Consider the following 20,632-nt stretch of genomic DNA (forward strand, 5'->3'; position numbering starts at 1 on the left):
CAGCTGTCCGAGTTGGTCTCCACCAGCAGGGAGCGCGCGGTCGAGTCGTCCTGCGCCCGCCGACGCAGCCACGGCAGCATCTCCGGGTCATCCCGCCAGCGCGCGGCGAGCACCCGAGTCGCCGTGTCACGCACAGCAGATTCGTCGTCGCCGACGGCAAGCGCACGCAGCAACGGCAACGTCTCCGGGTCATCGCGCCAGCCCGTGGCGAGCGCCCCCGTCGCTGCGCATCTGACCGCGACGTGTCTGTCGTTGCTGATCAGTTGATGCACCAGGGACCGGGTGACCGCATCGTGCGGCCAACCCGCGCTGATGGCTCGTACCGCGGCGGACCGTACGTTGCCGTTGTCGGCATGTGCGACCTGCTCGGTCAGCCACGCCCGGCTGGCAGGACCGCCCCGCCAGCTGTCCGCGATTATCGTGAGCGCCGCCTGCGACTCAGCCGTGTTCGGATGGGCAGCGACCACGTCGGGGAGCAACGGCAGCGCAGCAGGGTCATCCTGCCAACCGGCCGCGATCGCCGTCAGCACCGCCGTCCGCACCGCTGCATCCTCGTCAGCGACAGCCCGCGCACCGAGTACGGGTAGGGCAGTCGGATCGCCCGGCCAACCAGCCCCGACCGCTTCCACGGCCACTCGCCGCACCGCCGCGTCCGGGTCCGCGACAGCGCGGTCGAGCAGGAACGGCAGAGCCGCTGGATCGTCCCGCCAGCCGGCCCCGATCGCCTCCACAGCCGTTCGCCGCACAAACGCATCCCCATCGACGACGGCCCGATCCCGCAGCAACAGAGACACGCCGGGATCACCCGGCCACATCTTCACGATCGACATGAGGGCCAGCCCCCGCATAAGTGGATCATCCGTGCTGATCGCCCGATCCCGCAGCTTCGCAAGCGTCGCGGGATCATTTCGCCCCGCCGGGTCGATCTTCTGAGTCCCTATTCTCGCCGGTTCCATATGCACGCATGGTAGTGCCGCTCTCTGGCCTCGCGACCCATGACCCGTGCCTGTGACTCGAAGGAGAACCGGGTGGTCCAGCCGGAAGCTCGGCGCCGAGCCGTACGCCACCCTGACCGCGTGAATCCGCCGTGGATAATCTCAGGATGCCCTCGACAACAGACACTCTACACGTCGGCTACTGCCAATACTCCTTGTGCGACGGCAGCATTTCACCACCGACCCCCGACGCGGTTAATAAGGTTATTAATGGCAATAGTCTCGTGGCAGGAGGAGAAGGATACCTTCTTTTTTTTGCCGGAACACACACCGGCAAGATCCGGATAGCCGTGGACTTGTGCGAAGCCGAGCCAACGCCCGCCGTCGATGAGTGGGAAGCCGTCGTCGACGTGAGCTTCCACAGCCCAGAAGGAAAGACGTACCTGTATACCTGGGATTTCACCCAACACAAAGATATTGGGAACATCGCACATGCCGGGCCAGGCTGGTACCGAACCCGGGTCCAGACACGTGGGCGCGCGCTAGGTCGTAAGCACGATCCGTCCAAGGATCCCGTCGAAGAACATTCGATCACCCTCTGGCCGGCCACAGGCCCCGAACCGGACCGGGTCCACAAGATGGACGACGCATTTCCTGCCCACAGGTAAACATGGAGGTTTCCCATTACCAACGTCAATGATTATGCCCGCCCGCCGGTGAACGAGCCGTCAGCGGATCATCCAAGGCCATGGAAGACAGGGCTTGAAGCCGGGGCTTCCTGGCTGGCGCTCGGAGCGCTCATTGTCCTTGGCACCGGCTGTGGGGAATCGTCCAAGGCGAGCGCGTCACCGTCCGCCCCGAGCGTCGCCCGAACGGCGGAACCCACGTCGGTCGGACCGTCGCCGACCGGATCCACCGCTCCCACCGGGGAGCGCGCCACTGTCCGGCCGTCGGTCTCCCAGTGGCTGATCGACCGCACCGCGGAGCCCGGTGTGGTCAGGTCGCCGTCCGCGTCCAGCAAGGTCCGGACGGTTCCGACGAGCGCCACGGCCCCGGCGGCAGCCGACGTGACGGTGTCATGCGGTATCGAGTACGAATCAGGGTTGCCCACCGCCTTTGTCGTCGTCTCCAACCACTCGACCGTTGCCAGCGACTATGTCATCCACATCGCGTTCGGCAGCAAGGACGACCCGACGGACACGGGAGCCGGCGTGGCGACGGTGAGTAACATCGCTCCCGGCCAGATATTGTCCCCATCGCAGCGAGTCAGCTGGGGGCACGACGACCTGCCCGGCGGCTTTACCTGCAAGGCAACGCAGGTGGATCGGCACGCACACTGACCGAACAGGGCAACCCCCTGGCGCAGCGGCGGCAGCCGGCGATCTTTCGAGGTTTGTGCGCTGAATACCCGCTTGTTGATCGCACAAAGCTCGAAAGATCGCTACGACCGGGGCTGATTGCAGGCCGGAGCCGGTTTTCAGGCTGTCGGCAGGGTGGTCGAGGAGAAGCGTGAGGCCACCCGGTCGTCGACGAACCCAGTCATCAGAAGTTCTGAATCAGCTATCATGAAGAGCATGCATGTGATGACGGCGTCCGAAGCGTCCCGGAATTTCAGCGCGGTTCTGGACGAGGCTGAGCAGGGCGAGACGATCGTCGTGACCCGCAGCGGACGGCGGGTCGCCGTGATCATGCCAGCACCACAGACCAACGGCGAAGCCCTGCGGGAAGTGTTCCGCCGCTGGGGCGGCCAGGCTGGCATCGACGAAACGTTCGCCGCCAACGTCGCCGGCGCGCGGGAAGCTGCCTCGGCGCTGGCGGACACCGACCCGTGGCACGACTGATCCTCGACACGGGCGTGCTGGTCAACGGCGCCCGGGGCCGACTCGACCTCGCCGCGATCAGCGATCAGGACGACGTCGTCCTACCAGCCGTGGTTCTCGCCGAATATGGCGTCGGCGTATTGCTGGCCACCGATGAGGCCACCCGGGCCGCGCAACGCGCGTTCCTCGCGGACATGCTCGCCGTCACCCCCGTGGAGAACTACACCCCTGACGTCGCCGAGCACCATGCCGAACTACTCGCCTGCACGCGTCGCACCGGCAAGCCCCGCGGGGCTCATGACCTCATCATCGCCGCGACCGCTCGCGCCACCAAGCGTGTTCTGGTGACCACCGACGAACAGGCCCGTTTCGACGAGCTGCCCGATGTCACCGTCCGCCTGGTCACCCCCGACCGCGCAGGCCGATAAGAACGCGCAGCGGCGGCAGCCGGCGATCTTTCGAGGTTTGTGCGCTGAATACCCGCTTGTTGATCGCACAAAGCTCGAAAGATCGCTACCAAAGATCGTTACGAACGCACGTCCGTCAGCGCGTCCGTCAGCGGGTTGCGACGATCGGCAGCATGGGTGGCGACGACAGTGCGGTGGAGGAGTAGGCGGTGGAGGAAAAGTGGGAGGCCACCCGGTCGTCCACCGGATCCTGCGCAGGGTCACGGTGCACGACCAGGTGCCGGTAGAGCGTGTCGCGCTGTGCGGGGATCCGGTCGGCGGTACGGATCAGACCGATGAGCTCGGTCCGGTTGGTCCGGTGCCGGGCGCCGGCCGAGGACACCACGTTCTCCTCCAGCATGACCGAACCCAGATCGTCCGCGCCCATGTGCAGGGTGAGCTGACCGACCTCCTTGCCGGTCGTCAGCCACGAGCCCTGCAGGTGCGCGATGTTGTCGAAGAACAGCCGTGCCACCGCCACCAGCCGCAGGTATTCGATCGTGGACGCCTGCGTGCGTCCGCGCAGGTGGTTGTTTTCCGGCTGGTAGGTCCACGGGATGAACGACCGGAAACCGCCGGTGCGGTCCTGGACGTCGCGGATCATCCGAAGGTGCTCGATGCGCTCGGCGTTGGTCTCACCGGTGCCCATCATGAACGTCGCGGTCGATTCGACACCGAGACCGTGCGCGGCTTCCATCACCGACAGCCACACATGGCCGGGTTCCTTCAGCGGGGCGATGGCGTGCCGGGGACGCTCGGTGAGAATTTCCGCCCCTGCGCCGGCAAAGCTGTCCAGGCCCGCGTCGCGCAGCCGAACAATGACGTCGTTGTAGCTCAGCGCGGACGTCCGCGCGATGTGGACGACCTCGCTGGCGCCCAGGGAATGCAGGGTGAGCTGCGGGTACGTCCGCTTGATCGCCGCGAAGGCAGCCTCGTACCACTCGATACCGAACTCGGGATGGTGGCCGCCCTGGAGCATGATCTGGGTTGCCCCCAGCTCAACTGCCTCGCCGCATCTGGCGACGATGTCGTCGACGTCGCGGACCCAGCCTTCGGAGTGCCCCGGAGCGCGGTAGAACGCACAGAACCGGCACGCGGTCACGCAGACGTTCGTGTAGTTGATGTTCCGATCGATGATGTACGTCGCGATGCCATCCGGGAAACGGCGGCGCCGGACGGCGTCGGCTGCCTGGCCGAGGGCGTGCAGCGGGGCCTTCGTGTAGAGCAGCAGCGCCTCGTCGGGGCTGATCCGCCCGCCGTCCGCGGCGCGGGCGAGTACAGAGGAGATCTCCCCCTCGCTCACCACCGAGGGTGCTGCAATTACCGAAGAACCGCTGTCGGCATCATCCACAAGGCTCACCCTGCGATGGTACGGCGAGCGGGCCTGCCGCCCGAGCTTTCGGGTGCGGGGGGACGACAGCCGATGCCGCCTCACCCCTGGCCGGTCCGACCAACGCCGGTCCGGGCGCCGTCGACCTTGTTGCGCACCCGGTCGATGACATCGCGCTGAAAACGGTCGACGACCTGATGCTGGAAGCCGTCCTGGGCATGGGTCCAGACCTGCTCCCAGAGCCGACCCCGCTGGGTGTCCCAGACATGGGTGACACGGTCGACCCCGGACATCACCAGGAAGATCAACAGAAGGAGAATGATCAGACGCTTGCCCGGTATCCGAGGGCGCCACCGCCGTCGGCGGCGCGACGGTCCATACCGTTCCGGCGCATACCGTTCCGGCGCATACCGCTCCGGCGCATACCGCTCCGGCGCAGGTGCTTCCCGGCCATACCGCTCCGGTGCATACCGCTCCGGCGCAGGTGCTTCCCGGCCATACCGCTCCGGTGCATACCGCTCCGGCGCGGTATGGCCCGGAACGCCCAGCCTGGTACGGCCGTCGTGCCCGGGCCTGGTTGCGACGGCACCCACCACGGGTTGCGCACGCCGACCACCCGACCAGGTGCCGTCGAGGACCTCGGGCACGGCGGCGCGGGTGCCGGACCGAAACCGTTCCTGGTCACCGAGTAGAGCCCGCACGAGCTGCCCGGCGGATGGCCGGGCCCGCGGATCCCGATCCAGGGCTGCCGCAACCAGCGGACGAAGATCCGCGGGAACACCGTCGAGGTACGGACGCTCCATGACGATCCGCTGCGCGATGTCGAGCGGGGCACCGTCGCCGAAGGGATGGCGCCCGGCCGCCGCATAGGCGATCAGCAGGCCCCAGGCGAAGACGTCGGCGGCCGGGCCCACCGGCGCGCCCTCCATCTGCTCGGGTGCCATCCAACCCGCCGACCCCAGTACCATGCCGGTGCGGGTACGCCCGACCACCGCGTCCAGCGCCCGCGCGATCCCGAAGTCGATGACCCGGGGCCCCGAATACGACAGCAGCACGTTGCTCGGCTTGAGGTCGCGGTGCACGATGCCGGCGCCGTGGATGGCGGTCAGCGCAGAGGCCACCCCCACCGCGACCCCCTGCAGAGTCGACAGCGCCAACGGCCCACGGCTGGTGACGACATCGTCCAGGCGGACCCCGTCGATGTACTCCGTTACCAGGTACGGCAGGTGGGCGCCGGGATCGGCGTCGAGTACCTGCGCGGTACAGAAGGGCGCGACCCGGCGGGCCGCGGCGACCTCGTCGGCGAAACGTGCCCGGAACTCCGGGTCGGCCGCGAGATCTTCTTTGATCACCTTGACGGCCACCGGACGGCCGGCTTCGTCCTGGCCGAGGTACACCACGCCCATGCCGCCGACGCCAAGCCGACCGACGACCCGGTACCGGCCGATCCGGGCGGGGTCACCGCGCTGGACGGGCATGACCTCCCGCGGTCCATCGGATCCCGACTCCGGTCGCGCGCTCCCGTTCACCATGTCTTTTCTGATCGCAGTCCTCCCGACCAGCGCCATGATCGATGACGCACAGTCATGAATTGGAATACGGCCCGCTCCGACGGTAGCTGGCCGGCGGGCGCGCCACCTGTCGGTGTCCCGGCGTAACCGCGCTCCGGCCAGCCACGCCGGTCCGGTTACACGGTCAGGGCGCCTCAATCGCCGATACGGCAGGATGGGGCGGAAGCCCCCTTCCATGGTGCCGACCGGCCCTTGCGTATGCGATCCGGCGGGGCCGCATATCCCCGAAAGCCCCCAGGAGTTACGCGTGGACGCAGTGACCCCCGCAGGCCCCGACAGCGCCGGCCATGACAGCTCGACGCCAGCAGACCTCGACACCGACATATTGATCATCGGGGCCGGGCCGGCCGGGCTCTTCGGCGCCTACTACGCGGGGTTCCGCGGCATGTCCGTAGCATTGATGGACTCGCTGCCCGAGGCCGGCGGTCAGGTCACCGCGATGTATCCGGAAAAGATGATCTATGATGTGGCCGGGTTCCCGGCCGTGCGCGGCCGCGATCTGATCGCCGCGCTCGTTGCTCAGGCCGGGGCGTTCTCCCCCACCTACCTGCTCGGCCAGCAGGCCGCTGAACTTACCCACGAGACCGACGCCGTCGTGGTCACCAGCGCGCAGGGAACGCGGGTCCGGACGAAGGCCGTCGTCATCACCGGCGGGCTCGGGACGTTCACCCCTCGGCCGCTACCCATCGGCGGCGATCACCTGGGCCGCGGTCTGGTGTACTTCGTCCCGAAACTCGACGTCTATACCGACACCGACGTCGTCATCGTCGGCGGCGGTGACAGCGCCTTCGACTGGGCGCTCGCCCTCGAACCGCTGGCCCGCTCGGTGACCCTGGTCCACCGGCGGGACAAATTCCGCGCCCATGCACACACCGTCGGGAAGGTGCAGACATCCCGGGTCGAGGTGCTGACATTCACCGAGGTCAGCGCCATCCACGGCGACGAGCGGGTCGAGAAGGTGGAACTCGCGCACAGCAAGTCCGGTGAGCGCCAGGTCCGCCCGGCTCAGGCGATCGTCGCCGCACTCGGCTTCACCGCGGACCTGGGGCCCCTGACCCGCTGGAACCTGACGATCGACAAGCGCCACATCGTGGTGGACCCGACCATGGCGACCGGGCTCGAACGGGTCTTCGCCGCCGGTGACATCACCGAGTACCCCGGCAAGGTCCGCCTGATCGCTACCGGCTTCGGCGAGGTCGCCACCGCCGTGAACAACGCCGCTCCGATCATTGACCCGTCCGCCAAGGTCTTCCCCGGGCACAGCTCCGACGACGGTGCCGGCGTGGGTGACCAGACCGTGCCAGCCTGACCGGCGTGACCGGGCTGACCGGGCTGATCGGGCGCGTCGTGGCGCAGACTGGTGGACATGCGGGGTCTGTTGGTAATCGGGCACGGCTCGCGGCGGGATGATGCGAACGCGACCGTCCGCGCGGTCGCCCGACTGCTCGCCCAGCCCGACCGCGCCCAACCCGACCACGCCGAAACCATCGGTGCCGGAGACAACGGGCAGGCCCGCTGGGGTGCGGTGGAGCCAGCGTTTCTGGAGCTGGCCCAGCCCGACATCGTCGCCGGCTACGGGATCCTGACCGCGGCGGGCTGCACCGAGATCGTCGTCCACCCCTTCTTCCTGTTCGAGGGCAACCACACCACGCACGACATCCCAGCCGCCCTCGCCAGGGCGCAGGAGCAGTTCCCTGACACCCGTTGGTGCCTGACCGCACCGCTCGGCCTGCACCCGGGGGTGCTGGCCGCGGTCGCCGGCCGCATCGAGGACGCGCTGACCGGCGACCATCCGGGAAACGATCAACTGGCTGGCAATTCTGTCAGCGCTGTCAGCGCCGGCGCCGCGCTCAGCGCGATCGGGCCTCGGTAACAGCCGTGACGACAGCGGCGGCAAGCGGGTAGATACCAGGCTCGGTTGCCACGGCGTCGACTCGCAGGCCGGCCCGCTGACATGCAGTTACCGTTCTTACGCCCATAGCCACGACCAGAATCCCGGGCGGCAGCGGACCGTAGAGCGCCGCCGTCGCCCGAGCCGCGGTCGACGACGCGAACGCGACCGCGTGCAGGTCACCGTGGTACAGCTCCTCGGCGATGCGCGGGTCGGGCTCGGCCTCGGCCTCGACGTCGGCCTCGACGTCGGCCACCGGACCGGGACGCGACACCACGGTCTCCACCGCGTCCGCGCCGAGAGCGCGCAGTCGCGCAGCGAGCAGCCCCGGACGCGATCTGGTCCGCGGAACGAGCACGCGGACACCCGCCAACGGATACCCGGCACCGCTCGGCGGACATTCGTCCCCACCGGGAGGCGGAGTGATCCGCGCCGGGGCGTCGCAGCGGGCCGCGACCGCACCGATCACCACCACCGCGGGCGAACGGACACCCAGGGCGATGGCATCGACCGCGATCATGTCCAGAGTGCCGCGGACGACGCGCTGGGCCGGCGTGGTAGCCCGTTCGATCACTGCGACGGGTGTGTCCGGTAACCGTCCTCCGTCGATAAGCGCGGCGGCGATGTCAGCGAGCCGCGCGACGCCCATCAGCACGACAAGGGTCATCCGGGATGCCCCGAGCGCCGCCCAGTCCACGCCTGAGTCCGGATGCCCGGGCGGCAGATGGCCGGAGACGACCGCGACATCCTGGGCGACACCACGGTGGGTGACCGGGATCCCGGCATAGGCAGGACCTGCGAACGCCGAGGTCACCCCGGGGACGACGGTGCATGCCACCCCGGCGAGCCGGCAGGCTTCGGCCTCCTCCCCGCCACGTCCGAGTACGAACGGGTCCCCGCCCTTGAGCCGGACGACCAGGTGACCGGCAAGCGCGCGATCGACCAGCAGCGCGTTGAGGTCCTCCTGGGTCCGGGTCAGCGCGCCGGCGCTCTTACCACTGTAAATGATCTCTGCATCGGGCCGGACGAACGCAAGGACCTCAGCGGACACCAGGCGGTCGGTGACGACGACGTCGGCCCTGCCAAGCAGTTCCCGGCCACGGATGGTCAGCAACCCCGGATCCCCCGGCCCGGCCCCGACCAGCCAGACCTCCCCCGGGACCCGCGCCGGCCCGTCCCGCCCCGGCCCACTCGCGGCCCGCTCTCCCCCAGGCCCGTCCCCCTCGCCATCGTTGGGTGCCCGGCCATCGCTCATCCTTACGACGCTACCGCCCTGGAATCTCTGTTGACGCCTACGCTCACACAGTCGATCATCAGCTACAGCCTGCCTCCTGAGGGGGGATGGGAAGTGATGGCCGGGACTCCCGCCGGACGACGGGACCCGGCCTTCGCGCCGTCCGAGTGCCATACCAGGAGTCACCGCAACGTCCTCGGCCGGACTGGCGCTGGCCACGAGATCCGTGGTCCAGCTGACGAGACAACTTGACTACCCTGACGAGACGACGCATGCTTGTATCAAGCCCGCCTCCTGCTGGGGGGATGGGAAGTGATGGCCGGGACCCCGCCGGACGACGGGACCCGGCCTTCGCGCTGTTTTGGGATGGCTGTTCGTCATCGCACGGGAATCTCAATCGTCATCACAAGATGCTTGATACCGGTGACGAACTCGTGCTGGCCGTCGCGGGCGGCCGATACCGCCCCGGCGACCGCATCAGCAATCCACAGCATTGGTTCGGCCAGCGGCGAAGCATGGCCTACATATAGGCCGGTCGGCATTATCCGGCTACCGCGAAGCGCCTCGACCATCGCGAGATCCTTGCCGTTCAGAGATGATGTTCGTGACTCGAGCAGCACACGCGCCACCGACATCTCACCGAGTTCGTACATGAGCCGCTCCATGCACATGCGCCGGGCCCGCTCCTGCTTCTTGCGATCGACCGGCGCGCCCACGACGACGACCGCCGCCAGATCAGCGCCCGCCACCAACGAGACGACCTTCCGTCTGCGCGGCGCATCCTCGTCCCGCCAGTGCAACCGTTGCTGGCGCCGTCCCAACAGAGACCTGAGACTGTCACGCATGGGCGGGCACGACGACACCTCGGCGACAGCCGCAGCCAAGATGTACAGGCCGGGCTCGCCGGCCCGTAAGCGCAGCGACTCGTCCACCCAGGCGTGCAGGGTGCCAGGCGCCGGGTCGTGCGGGTCGTGCGGGCCGTGCGGGCCGTGCGGGCCATGCGGGCCATCAGCCGGGGATCGCAGGGTCATGGTCGGATCCGTTCGCGGTGTCCAGTACGCGCGTCATCACGTGGCCGACCAGACACGCTGGACAACCACACGCGAGATCATCGCACCGCGATCCGACATGTCGTCATACCGGTCCGACAAACCGTGACGGAATGTGGTCCGCAGCGAACGAACAGAACGCTAACCGCCCGAACGCCGCCAGTGCCCCTGCACCGCAACAGCCAGAACCGCCGAGGTCAGTGGATACCGCACTCGGTCTTGGTGGTACCGGCCCAGCGACCCGCACGACCCTCACCGCGCTTGGTGCACGGCCAGCAGCCGACGGAGTCATAGCCGTCCGACAGCAGCGGGTTGACGATGACGTCATGCTCCTGGATGTAGCGGTCGACATCCTCGTCCGTCCACGCCGCCAGCGGGTGGATCTTCACCTTGCCGCGGCGCTCGTCCCACCCCACGGCCGGCAGGCTCGCGCGCCCGGTGCTCTCGGCCCGCCGCGAGCCCGCCGCCCAGGCCCGGTAGGGCGCCAGCGCGCGGTCCAGCGGTACGACCTTGCGCATCCGGCAGCACAGGTCCGGATCGCGCTCGAACAGCTTCGGCCCGTACACGGCGTTCTGGCCGGCCACGGTGAGCTGTGCGCCGGCACTGATCAGTGGAAGATCATAACGATGCATGACCGCGTCCCGGGTACCGATCGTCTCGGCGAAATGGTAGCCGGTGTCGATGAACACCACCGGGACGTCCGAGCGGATCCGGGCCAGCATGTCGACGAGCACCGCTTCCGCCATGGACGCGGCGACGACCAACTTCGTTCCGAACTCCTCCACCGCCCAGCCCAGGATCTCCTGCGCGGGCGCGCCTTCCAGCTCGTCACCGGCGCGTAGGGCACGGGCTTTCAACGCGGCATCCATCAGTCCTTCTCCTCCGTTGCTGCTCCGTCGCTGCCAGAACCGCCGTATCAGTGCTCGAATTCCGCTGGACCATCCGACCTGGGCGACCCATCCGATCCGGCCGACCCGCGTGCGACCGCGAGGGCGGTCAGGTTGAGCCGGAAGGCCCGCCGACAGCTCCTGCACGACCACTGACCATGACCGGAGCCGCCGGATGCCTCCTGCTCCGGTGGAAGGTAGGGAACGAGATCCTCCTCGCCGCAGTACGGGCAGTAAAAAGGAACGGAATGCCCGCTACTCATCAGCGGCTCCGGATGCGCCGGTCCGATCCGCCGGAGCGGTCAGGACGGACTCGTCCACCCGTTCGACCCAGTCCGCGAAGGACTCACCCTCGTCACGGCCGTCCACAAAGGCGCGCAGAAGCCCGTCGACATAGTCGACGACTCCGGCGGATGTGACCTTCAAGCCGCGGGACTTGCGGCCCAGCCGCGACCGCGTGCCGATATGACCCCCGAGGTGGAGCTGGAAGCCTTCGACCATCTCCCCGGAGGAGTCCGGGACCAGGGAACCCTTCAGCCCGATGTCGGCCACCTGGAAACGCGCGCACGCGTTCGGGCACCCGTTCACGTGGATGCCGATCGGCTCGTCGAAGTCGGGCAGCCGCCGCTCCAGCTCGTCGATCAGCGATCCGGCCTTCGCCTTGGTCTCGACGATGGCGAGCTTGCAGAACTCGATGCCGGTGCAGGCCATGGTGCCGCGCCGGAAGACGCTCGGCCGGACGACCAGGTCGAGCGCGGCGAGTTCCGCCTCCAGCTCGTCGACCCCGGCCGGGTCGACGTCGAGGATGACCAGCTTCTGGGTGGTCGTCGCGCGGATGCGGCCCGCGGCGAAACGATCGGAGAGATCCGCGACTGCGGCGAGCGTCGTACCGCTCAGCCGCCCGGCCCGGGGGGCGAACCCGACCGCCATGCGGCCGTCTGTCTGCGGGTGGATGCCGATGTGGTCGCGTCCCTCGTTACGTGGCGGCGGCGGTGGCGGGCCGTCGGGCAACGGTGCCGTCAGGTACTCCTTCTCCAGCGTGGTGCGGACCCATTCGGGCCCCATGTCCGCGACCAGGAACTTCAGCCGCGCCCGGGTGCGCATCCGCCGGTAGCCGTAGTCCCGGAACAGGCACGCCACGGCGTGCCAGACCTCGGCGATGCGGTCAGGGGTCACGAAGGTGCCGAGCCTGACCCCGAGCTTGGGGTTGGTCGACAGACCGCCACCGACCCACAGGTCATAGCCGGCGCCGAGCTCCGGGTGGACGACCCCGACGAACGCGATGTCGTTGATCTCATGCAGGGTGCACTGGTCGGCGCACCCGGAAACGGCACTTTTGAACTTGCGCGGCAGATTACTCAGGGATGTGTCACCCACGTAACGCCGGACGATCTCCTCGATCGCCGGAGTCGCGTCGATGACCTCGTCGCCGTCGACACCGGCCAGTGGGCATCCCAGGATGACCCGCGGGGTGTCGCCACACGCCTCGGCCGTTGTCATCCCCGCGCCTTCGAGCGCCGTCCAGATCGCGGGAACATCCTCGATACGGATCCAGTGCAGCTGAATATTCTGACGGTCGGTGACGTCCGCGACGTCCCGGCCGTACCGGGTGGAGATTCCCGCGATCACGCGCAGTTGATCGCTGGTCATCCGGCCGCCGTCGAGGCGGATCCGCTGCATGAAGAAGGGCGCGTCGAGCTCCTCGGGCTCGAGGACGGCCGTCTTGCCGCCGTCGATTCCCTCCTTACGCTGGGTGTACAGCCCCCACCAGCGGAAGCGGCCCCGCAGGTCCTGCGGGTCGATCCCGGCGAACCCGGTGTACGGGTAGCGGTTGAGAATCCGGTCCCGGACAGCGAGACCGTCCTGGTCCTTCTTCATCCGCTCATTGGCATTGAGCGGCTCGAGGTGGCCACGTGCCCACTGGCCCTGTCCCTTCGGACGGGGCGGGCGGGCCGAACTGGAGCGTGCAGGGGTTGTCATCGAGTCTCTCGCAGCCGGGTGCGGGGTGCGCCGAGAGCACTGGCGCGCGGGCAGGTCAGCGGTGACGCGGACAGACCGCGCTCGCGACCCTGAGCAGGTCGACGTGCAGGCGCGCGACCAGACCGACATCCACCAACGGGACGTCGGCCAGAACAGAAGCCACCGGACGAACATCCGGGCCGAAGCAGGTCATGTCCGAACCAGTCAGACGGAGCCTCGGGCGCATGGTCACAGCCCTATGTTTCCACATCGGGCGCCCACAAGGCAGCGGTCATCCTCTGAATCAACACAAAACTACCGAGTGTCTACAAGCAGCGATCGCCATGCGCCTGAACCACATGATTTCGGACGGCCGGCCTCCCGCCATTCACAGGTCCCGACACCCACAGATCCCGACGTTCAGCGCCGGGTGGAGCCGCCTGCGGCAACCCGGGCCGGGGCACGGCCGCACACGTCTCGAAGGCGGTCGACCAGGCTGTCGGTGGCGAGGCCCTTCTCGATCAGCGCATGCGCGCCCAGCGCCGAGGCCCGCTCGCCGAGAGCCTGTTCGGAAAAGCCGGTGAAGATGACGACGCGGGCGCCCGGCGCGGCGCGACGTACCCCGGGCAGCGCCGCGAGGCCGTCCAGCACGGGCATCGAAACATCAAGCAGTACGAGGTCAGGGTCTGTCCGCGAAACGACGTCAACCGCTTCGACCCCGTTCCTTGCCTGGCCGACGACCACGAAGTCAGGTTCCATCTCCAGCAGAAGGCACACGAGGTCGCGCACACCATCCGCATCGTCGGCCACGACGACGCGAACCGCAGCCTGCGGCTCCGACTCCCCGTCCATATCAGACGTTGTACGCCACGCCGACACCCCCGCCCATCGTCATTAGGGGTGGTTTCCAGAGCTAGCCCCCCGCGTTCGCTAAGGACCGACGCCGGTGGCGGGCGATCCGCGAACCCGCGATGCTCGCGTAATCCCCGGCAACTCCTGGGATGAAGCAATGTGGAATGATTGTTTGTAGATTGTCTTTGATGCGTCAAAAGTAACAACGACAACAACTGTCGGCAACTTCTGGCACACTCAGGGCCTCCGATCGACCAAATGGTGTCGATCATGACCCCTGTCGCACACCTGGGTACACCGAGAAAAACCGATCAGCTAAGAGCGCCCGACAACAGCAGTGTGGATCAAGGAGCGGGGCCGGGGCGCGTGCATCACCAGACGGACGCGGGAGCCACCCTGGTTGGTGTCGACGAGCCCCTTGACGCCCTGCGCTCGACTCAGCGGCTGCCGACAACCGCGACCCGAGCCGGCACGGCGACAGAGGCGCGCAAATCACCGAGAGTAATAAAAAATAATCTTTAGGTGAGAGACCTCCGAACTCTGGCCAAAATAGGTGCACCGTGACGTAAGATGGTCACAAAAGGTGACACGATTTGTTCGGATCCGTCCATGGAAGCAACGTCCGGTAAGTAAGCCAGGTCCCGCATGTAAGCCACGTCCAGTTTGGCACCGTGACACCGATCGGGTCGGTCGGCAAACTCCTGCTGCCCGGCGTTCTCGAAAGGAAGCAGACGCAGATGCGGCAACGGAGCCGAGTCCGTGACGGCACGGCCACCGCGGAGGATCTTCTACCACGGGAGATCCGTCGCAGACGTGAGGAACGAGGGCTCTCCCGGGACGATCTCGCGAAGATCACTGGTTACAGTCGACAGTACATCAGCCAGCTGGAACAGCCCAGCCGCGGTATACCCACACGACCGGTCCTCGCGGCCGTCGACGCGGCCCTGGCGGCGGACGGCGCTCTCGTGGCACTTCGGCTGGCCGCGATCGAAGCCCGCTCCGAACGAATGCAGCACGCTCCCAACCCGGAGGTCGAATCCCGCCGCAGGATCCGCGACCTGCTCGACCATCAGACCTCCGACCGAAAGCTGGACGTCCTCGACCAGCAGGTAGCGGAACTGATCAGATCCGCTGACCAGCTCACTCCCGCCGATATCACCGTCCGCGTGCAGGAGCAGCAGCGCTCTGCCGACATTCTCCTTCGAACCCGAATGCTTCCCCATCAGCAGTTCCGCCTTTTCATGATTGCGGGCCATCTCGCGGATCTGCAGGCGATTGCCCTGCTGGACAACTATGAGTTCGAGAAGGCCAGCACCTGTTGCCTGGAGGCGGCCGTCTTCACTGAGCTAAGCGGCCATGAGGGACTGCGCACCTGGACCCTCGCGGTGAACAAGCTGATTGACACGGCTGTCCACTGCGCGGACACCGCCCCCGCCTTCCCTGCGCCGGACGAGTGCGCGGGCGAGGCCACCACGCCACGCCTTCGGATTGCCACCGGCACCGGCACCGGCGGTGGCGGTGGCGGTGCCGGTGGCGGTGGGGTTCGCGCGATCGACCCGTCAGCATCGAAGCCGGACTCAGAAGATCCACTGATCGCGCCGGGTGGCTCGTCGACGCCTCCGATACTCGTTGCCATGGTCAGACGCCGGGTCGCCCGGTTCGCACCGGCAACCACACCGAGGACACGTCCGCCCGCGGATCTTTCGCACAGATTTCGCCCGCCCGTGTAAGAGCGGCGGCCCTACACGTCGGCGAAGACGATGCGGGCCCGCGGCGGGACGACCCCGCGCGCCGCGGCCCGTCCCGCGAACGCCATCAGACCCTCGAGCTGGCGATCTCCCAGGGAGAAGTCCAGGGTCGTGAAATAACGCGTCAGGGTGGCGGCGTCGAACGCCTCCCAGCGCGCCGCATGCCTGGCCACCGTGTCGAGCTGACGTAGCGCGAGGTCGAGGCTGCCGCGGAAGGCATCGTGAACCTCCTTGACCACACCCGGGTAGGCCTGGGCGAAGTCACGCCGCGCCGCCCAGACCGCGAACACCATCGGCAGCCCTGACCAGTTCCGCCACGCCGCCCCAAGATCGACCACATGGAGCGGATGGGCGCTCCCGGCCCGTTCGGCGTCGTGGACGGCGCGCAGCGCCACATCGCCGATCAAGACGGCGGCGTCGGCCTCGCGCAGCATGAGCGGCAGGTCCGGCGGCATCCTGGCGTAGGTCGGGGCCAACCCCAGTTCGTCCTCGAGCAGGATCTGTGCGAGCAGGACGCCGGTCCGCGACGTGGAACCCAACGCGACCGAGCGGATCCGCTCCAGCGGGACGGCGCTGATCAGCGCGACCGACAGGACGGGGCCGTCGGAGCCAACCGCGATGTTCGGCAACGCAATAAGATCGTCCGCGTGCCGCAGGTACTCGACGAGACTGATCGGGCCGATGTCGAGGTCGCCGCGCACGAGTGCCTCGTTGAGCCGGTCAGGAGTGTCCTTGGTCAGCTCAACGTCCATGAGCGCGCCGGAGTGCACCAGCCCCCAGTAGAGCGGAAGGCAGTTGAGGAACTGGATGTGGCCGACCCGTGGCCGCACCAGCCTCGCCCCACCCGCCGGCTCGCCAGTCAACGGATCACCGGTCAACGCAGCCAGCCGCGTCGTTCCTCAAGGGCGCCGAGCACCGCACGGCGCTGGCGAAGCGCCACCGGATAACTCACGAGCCCACTGAGCACAAAGGCCGCGGCGAATGCCAGGAATCCGTTCACGCCCACTAGTAGCACCACGGCGAGCACCGCACCAAAAATCACAGCTCGCAATGCGAAGTAGCGGGCGTTGATGGCGAGCAGGCCCGAGCCGGAGGGTGGCGCCGGTGGCGGCAGGCGCGACGGCCACCCGGGCAGCGACCGCCCCGCGCCGTCAGGTGTCCGCCTTCGAAGATCCACGGTATCCTCCCGATCCCTCGTTCCCTCGTCCCCGGACCGGACGACAGACCCCGGTCCGGCACCTCATCTCGGACGACGGGTCCGACGCCGCACCCAGCCGAGGCGTTGCAACACAGACGGATACAGACCAAGACAGATGAACATCACCAACAGACCGAGCAGACCGGCCGGGCCGATCGCCAGACCAGCCACCCTCGCCACGGCGTATGCGGCCACGCCCGGGACCAGAATCACCAGGAAGGCCAGCGTGAAGATCGAGCCGATGCCGGCCGATCCCTTCGGTCTGGCCAGGCCCGCAGGCGCGCTCGACCGCGCCGCCTCAGTGTCCGAGGCGGCCGGGGTGTCCAAGGCGTCCGAGGCGGCCGGGGTGTCCGAGGTGGCCGGCCGGTCTGTTTCCATGTCGCGGGACCCTATGCACCGATCGGCTGCGGAAGATCCCGGCGAGCAGGGTCGGGCCCGTCGAACTCGCGGATCACCCGGTAGCGGGTGTTGCGTTCCACCGGCCGGAACCCGGCGTCCCTGATCACGGCGAGCAGGTCGTCGCGGGTCATCGTGGTGGGCGTCCCGAAACCGTCCGCGTCATGAGTGATCTTGTACTCGACAACCGACCCATCCAGATCGTCCGCGCCGAAGTTCAGAGCAAGCTGGGCCGTGGTCAGGCCGTGCATCACCCAGAAGCACTTGATGTGATCGATGTTGTCGAACAGCAGCCGGGACACCGCGAACGTCTTCAGCGCTTCGGCACCGGTCGCCATCGGCTGGTTCATGAGTCGGTTGCGCGGATCACCGGCCGCGTCGTGCTGGAACCGCAACGGGATGAACACGACAAAGCCGCCGGTCTCGTCCTGCAGCTCGCGCAGTCGCAGCACGTGGTCGACCCGGTGCCGGGGCTGCTCGATGTGGCCGTAGAGCATGGTGCACGGCGTACGCAGCCCCTTGGAATGCGCGATGCGGTGGATGCGCGACCAGTCGTCCCAGTGGGTTTCGTGGCCGACGATGTGCTGGCGGACCTCCCAGTCGAAGATCTCCGCGCCACCCCCGGTCAGCGACTCCAGACCGGCGTCGATCAGCTCGTCCAGGATCTCGTCCGCGGGCAGGCCGCTGATCTTCTCGAACCAGTGGATCTCGGTGGCGGTGAACGCCTTCAGCGCCACTCCCGGCAGCGCCGTGGACAGCTCGCGCAGCGAACGCGGGTAGTAGCGCCACGGCAGGGTGGGATGCAGGCCGTTGACGATGTGCAGCTCGGTGATGCCGGCGGGCTCCATCTCCCTGGCCAGCCGCACCGCCTCCTCGATGCGCATCGTGTACGCCTCGGCCTCGCCGGGCTTGCGCTGGAAGGAGCAGTAGGCGCAGGACGCCGCGCACACGTTGGTGAGGTTCAGATGCCGGTTGACGTTGAAGTACGTCGCATCGCCGTTCTTGCGGACGCGGACGGAGTGCGCAAGCTCCCCCAGCCAGGCCAGCTCGTCACTGGCGTAGAGGGCCTCGCCGTCGGCGCGGCTGAGCCGCTCGCCGCCGGCGACCTTGGCTTCGATCTCACGCTTGAACCCGGCGTCCATGAAGATGAGCGTAGTCCCGCCCGCTCGCGCAGCCGGCCACCACGTGACGCCCGGCACTGTGACCATCCACCCCGGGCGGTGCCGTCCGGCGACATCCGGTTGACGTCACACCTGCACGACCCGGATGTCGGGCCGTTCCCCCAGCAACCGTTCAAAATCACAAATATCGCTGGTCAGCACCAGCACCGGAGGCTCCGCGCGCAACGCGGTCATGGCAACCACCGCGTCCACCGTGTTGTTCATGTCCAGCGAACCGAGCAGCTCCCCGGCGAGGCGCCCGATCTCCGGGGTGACGGAATCAACCCGGAGACCGCCCAGCAGCTTGTGGACCTGCGCGTCCCTGCGATGACCCCGGAGTACCTCGGTGAGAATGATCGAAGTGGTCACGACGGCTCCACGTCGCCGCCGGGTCGAATCGAGCGGGGCACGTACGTAGGTCTGCCCGAGCGCCGCAGCTCGCAGCCCCTCTCCGTCAAGCACCACCGTGCCGCCAGAAGGAGCAGCTGCGGAGCCTTTCAGGCGCCGGGAGCGTCCGGCCACAGCGCGTCCGCGATCGATTGATCAACTTCTGTCAACGGACCATCGCGCTCGTCGAGTTCGCCGAGAAACCGTCCGAGGTTGCGATATTGCAGCTGCTGTCGGGCCGCCTCCGCGAGGAATCGACTCACTCCACGCGGGCCCGCTTCCTCTCGGATGGCCTTGGCAAGGTCGGACGGGAGGGTGACGGTGACGCGAACTAGATGATCTTCGGTGTGACGGCCGTCGGTGCCATCGCGGCCATACCCGGTCGGGTGCGCGACGCCGGAGCGGCGCGGAAGAACGGGTGCGGTCATGAATCGAGTGTGACACCGCGAGCGACCCTCGACCCGCCACTCAGACCTGAGACACCACACAGACCACGCATATACGAAAAATACGACTACATCCTCATATTTGAACCGCTGTCGGAGCGACAGAATGGTCAGGAGCGGGGGTTGTCCGATGGGGCGGCGGGCTTGCTGACAGGACGCCCGGTGGCGCGCTCGGCGGCGCGGCGCTGCATCCGGCCCAACGGGTAGGTCAGCACACCTGCGATCACCAGACCGGACAACAGCGCCAGAACCGGATTCACGCCCAGGATGAGCAGGACGACCAGCACCATGACCAGTACCGCGATCCGCGCGGCAAAGTACGGCAACTGCACCCGAAGGTTCGGCGGGGTCGGATCGGGCGGGGACGGTAGGACGGCGGGGACAGGGCGCGGCACCGAACCGTCGCCCGACCCGGCTGTCCGTTTCGCTCCGGCGGGCGGTCTGCCGGCGTTCGGTCTACCGGCGTTCGGTCTGCCGGCGTTACGACGGGTCATGCCTGCCTCAATCCCGTGCCTCAAGCCCCAGCGTGGCATCAACTACCGCTGCCGTGGGTTCACGGTACGGCCCAGGTAGCAGAGGCCGTTGACGTGCACGGTCACGGGGACGGGCGGCGGGCGGCGCCGAGCTCGCCCGTCCAGCGGCGCAGGAGGTTGTTCGGCACGCCGGCAGCGTCCAGAACCTTGCCGGCCACGAAGTCCACGAGCGCCTGCGCGTCGGTCGCGCCCGCGTAGAAGCCGGGGCTCGCCGCCGCCACGACCGCGCCCGCCTCGTGCAGCGACAGCATGTGTAACAGCGTCGAGCGGGTGAAGGGCATCTCCCGCGGGACGACGACCAGCGTGCGTCGTTCCTTCAAGGTGACGTCGGCGGCGCGTTGCAGCAGGTCCTTGGACAGGCCCAGCGCGATGCCGGCCACCGCCGCGGTGCTCGCCGGAACGACGATCATCCCCCTCGTCAGGTAGGAACCACTGCTCGGGCCGGCCGCGAGGTCACCGGGCGACCAGTGGCGGATCCAACCCTGCGCCGCCGCCCCCGACACACCGGCGGACGCGTCAACGTCAACGTCAACGCCGAGCCAGCTGGCCAGCGACTGCGGCCAGGCGTTGTCCCGCCAGGCCAGGCCGGTCTCGTCGAGCAACGTGAGCCGGGCGGCCCGGGAGACGATCAGATCGATCGCCATACCGGCGTCCAGCAGCCCGCGCAGCACCGATGCCGCGTACGGCGTGCCACTCGCGCCGCTGACGCCCACCACCCATGGTCGCCGCGGTTCGCCACCGTCCATGTCGGCCTCCAGCCACGCCCCCGCCCACGCCACGCCCCACATCC

24 protein-coding genes are annotated in these 20,632 nt (G+C 68.0%); 6 read left to right on the plus strand and 18 right to left on the minus strand.

What is annotated here, in order from left to right:
• Together U9983_RS09670 and U9983_RS09675 are read right to left on the minus strand one after the other, a co-directional pair.
• Window positions 1-830: HEAT repeat domain-containing protein (locus tag U9983_RS09670; protein WP_322753680.1), on the minus strand; the 830-nt coding region annotated here is incomplete at its 3' end.
• Between the two features lie 841 nt (window positions 831-1,671).
• On the minus strand, window positions 1,672-2,046 hold the full coding sequence (locus U9983_RS09675; protein WP_322753681.1) for a hypothetical protein: 375 nt from the start codon (window positions 2,044-2,046) through the stop codon (window positions 1,672-1,674).
• On the opposite strand from U9983_RS09675, the gene U9983_RS09680 reads away from it, so the two are divergent.
• The 3 genes from U9983_RS09680 to U9983_RS09690 all read left to right on the plus strand — a co-directional run bounded on the left by U9983_RS09680 (window position 2,039) and on the right by U9983_RS09690 (window position 3,183).
• Window positions 2,039-2,275, plus strand: a complete 237-nt coding sequence (locus U9983_RS09680; RefSeq protein ID WP_322753682.1) for a hypothetical protein — start codon at window positions 2,039-2,041, stop codon at window positions 2,273-2,275. The two genes, U9983_RS09675 and U9983_RS09680, sit on opposite strands and share 8 nt — an antisense overlap.
• A 225-nt stretch (window positions 2,276-2,500) precedes the next feature.
• Window positions 2,501-2,776: a type II toxin-antitoxin system Phd/YefM family antitoxin gene (locus U9983_RS09685; RefSeq protein WP_322748789.1), complete on the plus strand. Its 276-nt coding sequence runs from the start codon at window positions 2,501-2,503 to the stop codon at window positions 2,774-2,776.
• Complete coding sequence (locus tag U9983_RS09690) at window positions 2,764-3,183, plus strand: PIN domain-containing protein (protein WP_322748790.1); 420 nt, start codon at window positions 2,764-2,766, stop codon at window positions 3,181-3,183. Before U9983_RS09685 ends, U9983_RS09690 begins: the two co-directional genes overlap by 13 nt.
• A gap of 127 nt (window positions 3,184-3,310) precedes the next feature.
• On the opposite strand, the gene mqnC is transcribed toward U9983_RS09690, so the two are convergent.
• A complete protein-coding gene (gene mqnC, locus U9983_RS09695) occupies window positions 3,311-4,522 on the minus strand; it encodes a cyclic dehypoxanthinyl futalosine synthase (protein WP_416211331.1) in 1,212 nt (403 codons plus the stop codon).
• A gap of 110 nt (window positions 4,523-4,632) precedes the next feature.
• Entirely contained in the window at window positions 4,633-6,009 is a 1,377-nt protein-coding gene (locus tag U9983_RS09700; protein WP_322753684.1) for a serine/threonine-protein kinase, read from the minus strand.
• A gap of 349 nt (window positions 6,010-6,358) precedes the next feature.
• On the opposite strand from U9983_RS09700, the gene U9983_RS09705 reads away from it, so the two are divergent.
• Both U9983_RS09705 and U9983_RS09710 read left to right on the plus strand, forming a co-directional pair.
• Complete coding sequence (locus U9983_RS09705) at window positions 6,359-7,411, plus strand: NAD(P)/FAD-dependent oxidoreductase (protein ID WP_416211332.1); 1,053 nt, start codon at window positions 6,359-6,361, stop codon at window positions 7,409-7,411.
• 57 nt (window positions 7,412-7,468) lie between these two features.
• Complete coding sequence (locus U9983_RS09710) at window positions 7,469-7,975, plus strand: CbiX/SirB N-terminal domain-containing protein (RefSeq protein ID WP_322753686.1); 507 nt, start codon at window positions 7,469-7,471, stop codon at window positions 7,973-7,975.
• Here the strand turns inward: U9983_RS09710 and cobA are convergent.
• The 6 genes from cobA to U9983_RS09740 form a co-directional block, all read right to left on the minus strand.
• Window positions 7,953-9,248, minus strand: a complete 1,296-nt coding sequence (gene cobA / locus U9983_RS09715) for a uroporphyrinogen-III C-methyltransferase (protein WP_322753687.1) — start codon at window positions 9,246-9,248, stop codon at window positions 7,953-7,955. The genes U9983_RS09710 and cobA overlap by 23 nt on opposite strands.
• Before the next feature lie 356 nt (window positions 9,249-9,604).
• Complete coding sequence (locus U9983_RS09720) at window positions 9,605-10,258, minus strand: hypothetical protein (RefSeq protein ID WP_322753688.1); 654 nt, start codon at window positions 10,256-10,258, stop codon at window positions 9,605-9,607.
• A gap of 215 nt (window positions 10,259-10,473) precedes the next feature.
• Entirely contained in the window at window positions 10,474-11,145 is a 672-nt protein-coding gene (locus tag U9983_RS09725; RefSeq protein WP_322753689.1) for a phosphoadenylyl-sulfate reductase, read from the minus strand.
• Between the two features lie 273 nt (window positions 11,146-11,418).
• The gene (locus tag U9983_RS09730) at window positions 11,419-13,143 is read right to left on the minus strand and encodes a nitrite/sulfite reductase (RefSeq protein WP_322753690.1); all 1,725 of its coding nucleotides are present in this window, start codon (window positions 13,141-13,143) and stop codon (window positions 11,419-11,421) included.
• A 55-nt stretch (window positions 13,144-13,198) separates the two neighbouring features.
• Window positions 13,199-13,306, minus strand: coding sequence for a putative leader peptide (locus U9983_RS09735; protein ID WP_322748799.1), 108 nt, complete (start codon window positions 13,304-13,306; stop codon window positions 13,199-13,201).
• A gap of 236 nt (window positions 13,307-13,542) precedes the next feature.
• Window positions 13,543-13,974, minus strand: coding sequence for a response regulator transcription factor (locus tag U9983_RS09740; protein WP_322748800.1), 432 nt, complete (start codon window positions 13,972-13,974; stop codon window positions 13,543-13,545).
• A 737-nt stretch (window positions 13,975-14,711) separates the two neighbouring features.
• On the opposite strand from U9983_RS09740, the gene U9983_RS09745 reads away from it, so the two are divergent.
• A complete protein-coding gene (locus U9983_RS09745; protein ID WP_322753691.1) occupies window positions 14,712-15,704 on the plus strand; it encodes a helix-turn-helix domain-containing protein in 993 nt (330 codons plus the stop codon).
• An 11-nt stretch (window positions 15,705-15,715) separates the two neighbouring features.
• On the opposite strand, the gene U9983_RS09750 is transcribed toward U9983_RS09745, so the two are convergent.
• From U9983_RS09750 to U9983_RS09785, 8 genes are all read right to left on the minus strand, one after another.
• The gene (locus U9983_RS09750) at window positions 15,716-16,585 is read right to left on the minus strand and encodes a menaquinone biosynthesis protein (protein ID WP_322753692.1); all 870 of its coding nucleotides are present in this window, start codon (window positions 16,583-16,585) and stop codon (window positions 15,716-15,718) included.
• An 11-nt stretch (window positions 16,586-16,596) separates the two neighbouring features.
• Window positions 16,597-16,899, minus strand: coding sequence for a hypothetical protein (locus U9983_RS09755; protein WP_416211330.1), 303 nt, complete (start codon window positions 16,897-16,899; stop codon window positions 16,597-16,599).
• 63 nt (window positions 16,900-16,962) lie between these two features.
• On the minus strand, window positions 16,963-17,298 hold the full coding sequence (locus U9983_RS09760) for a hypothetical protein (protein ID WP_322753693.1): 336 nt from the start codon (window positions 17,296-17,298) through the stop codon (window positions 16,963-16,965).
• An 11-nt stretch (window positions 17,299-17,309) separates the two neighbouring features.
• Window positions 17,310-18,458: an aminofutalosine synthase MqnE gene (gene mqnE, locus U9983_RS09765; RefSeq protein ID WP_322753694.1), complete on the minus strand. Its 1,149-nt coding sequence runs from the start codon at window positions 18,456-18,458 to the stop codon at window positions 17,310-17,312.
• 105 nt (window positions 18,459-18,563) lie between these two features.
• A complete protein-coding gene (locus U9983_RS09770; RefSeq protein WP_322753695.1) occupies window positions 18,564-18,845 on the minus strand; it encodes a hypothetical protein in 282 nt (93 codons plus the stop codon).
• Between the two features lie 128 nt (window positions 18,846-18,973).
• Complete coding sequence (locus U9983_RS09775; RefSeq protein ID WP_322753696.1) at window positions 18,974-19,291, minus strand: CopG family transcriptional regulator; 318 nt, start codon at window positions 19,289-19,291, stop codon at window positions 18,974-18,976.
• Between the two features lie 128 nt (window positions 19,292-19,419).
• Window positions 19,420-19,704 carry a hypothetical protein gene (locus U9983_RS09780; RefSeq protein WP_322753697.1) on the minus strand — a complete coding sequence of 95 codons (285 nt, stop codon included), beginning with the start codon at window positions 19,702-19,704 and terminating at the stop codon, window positions 19,420-19,422.
• Between the two features lie 200 nt (window positions 19,705-19,904).
• Window positions 19,905-20,630 carry a UbiX family flavin prenyltransferase gene (locus U9983_RS09785; RefSeq protein WP_416211333.1) on the minus strand — a complete coding sequence of 242 codons (726 nt, stop codon included), beginning with the start codon at window positions 20,628-20,630 and terminating at the stop codon, window positions 19,905-19,907.
• Between the last annotated feature and the right edge of the window lie 2 nt (window positions 20,631-20,632).

The organism is Protofrankia sp. Cas3, from assembly GCF_963555955.1.
Classification (GTDB): Bacteria; Actinomycetota; Actinomycetes; order Frankiales; family Frankiaceae; genus Protofrankia.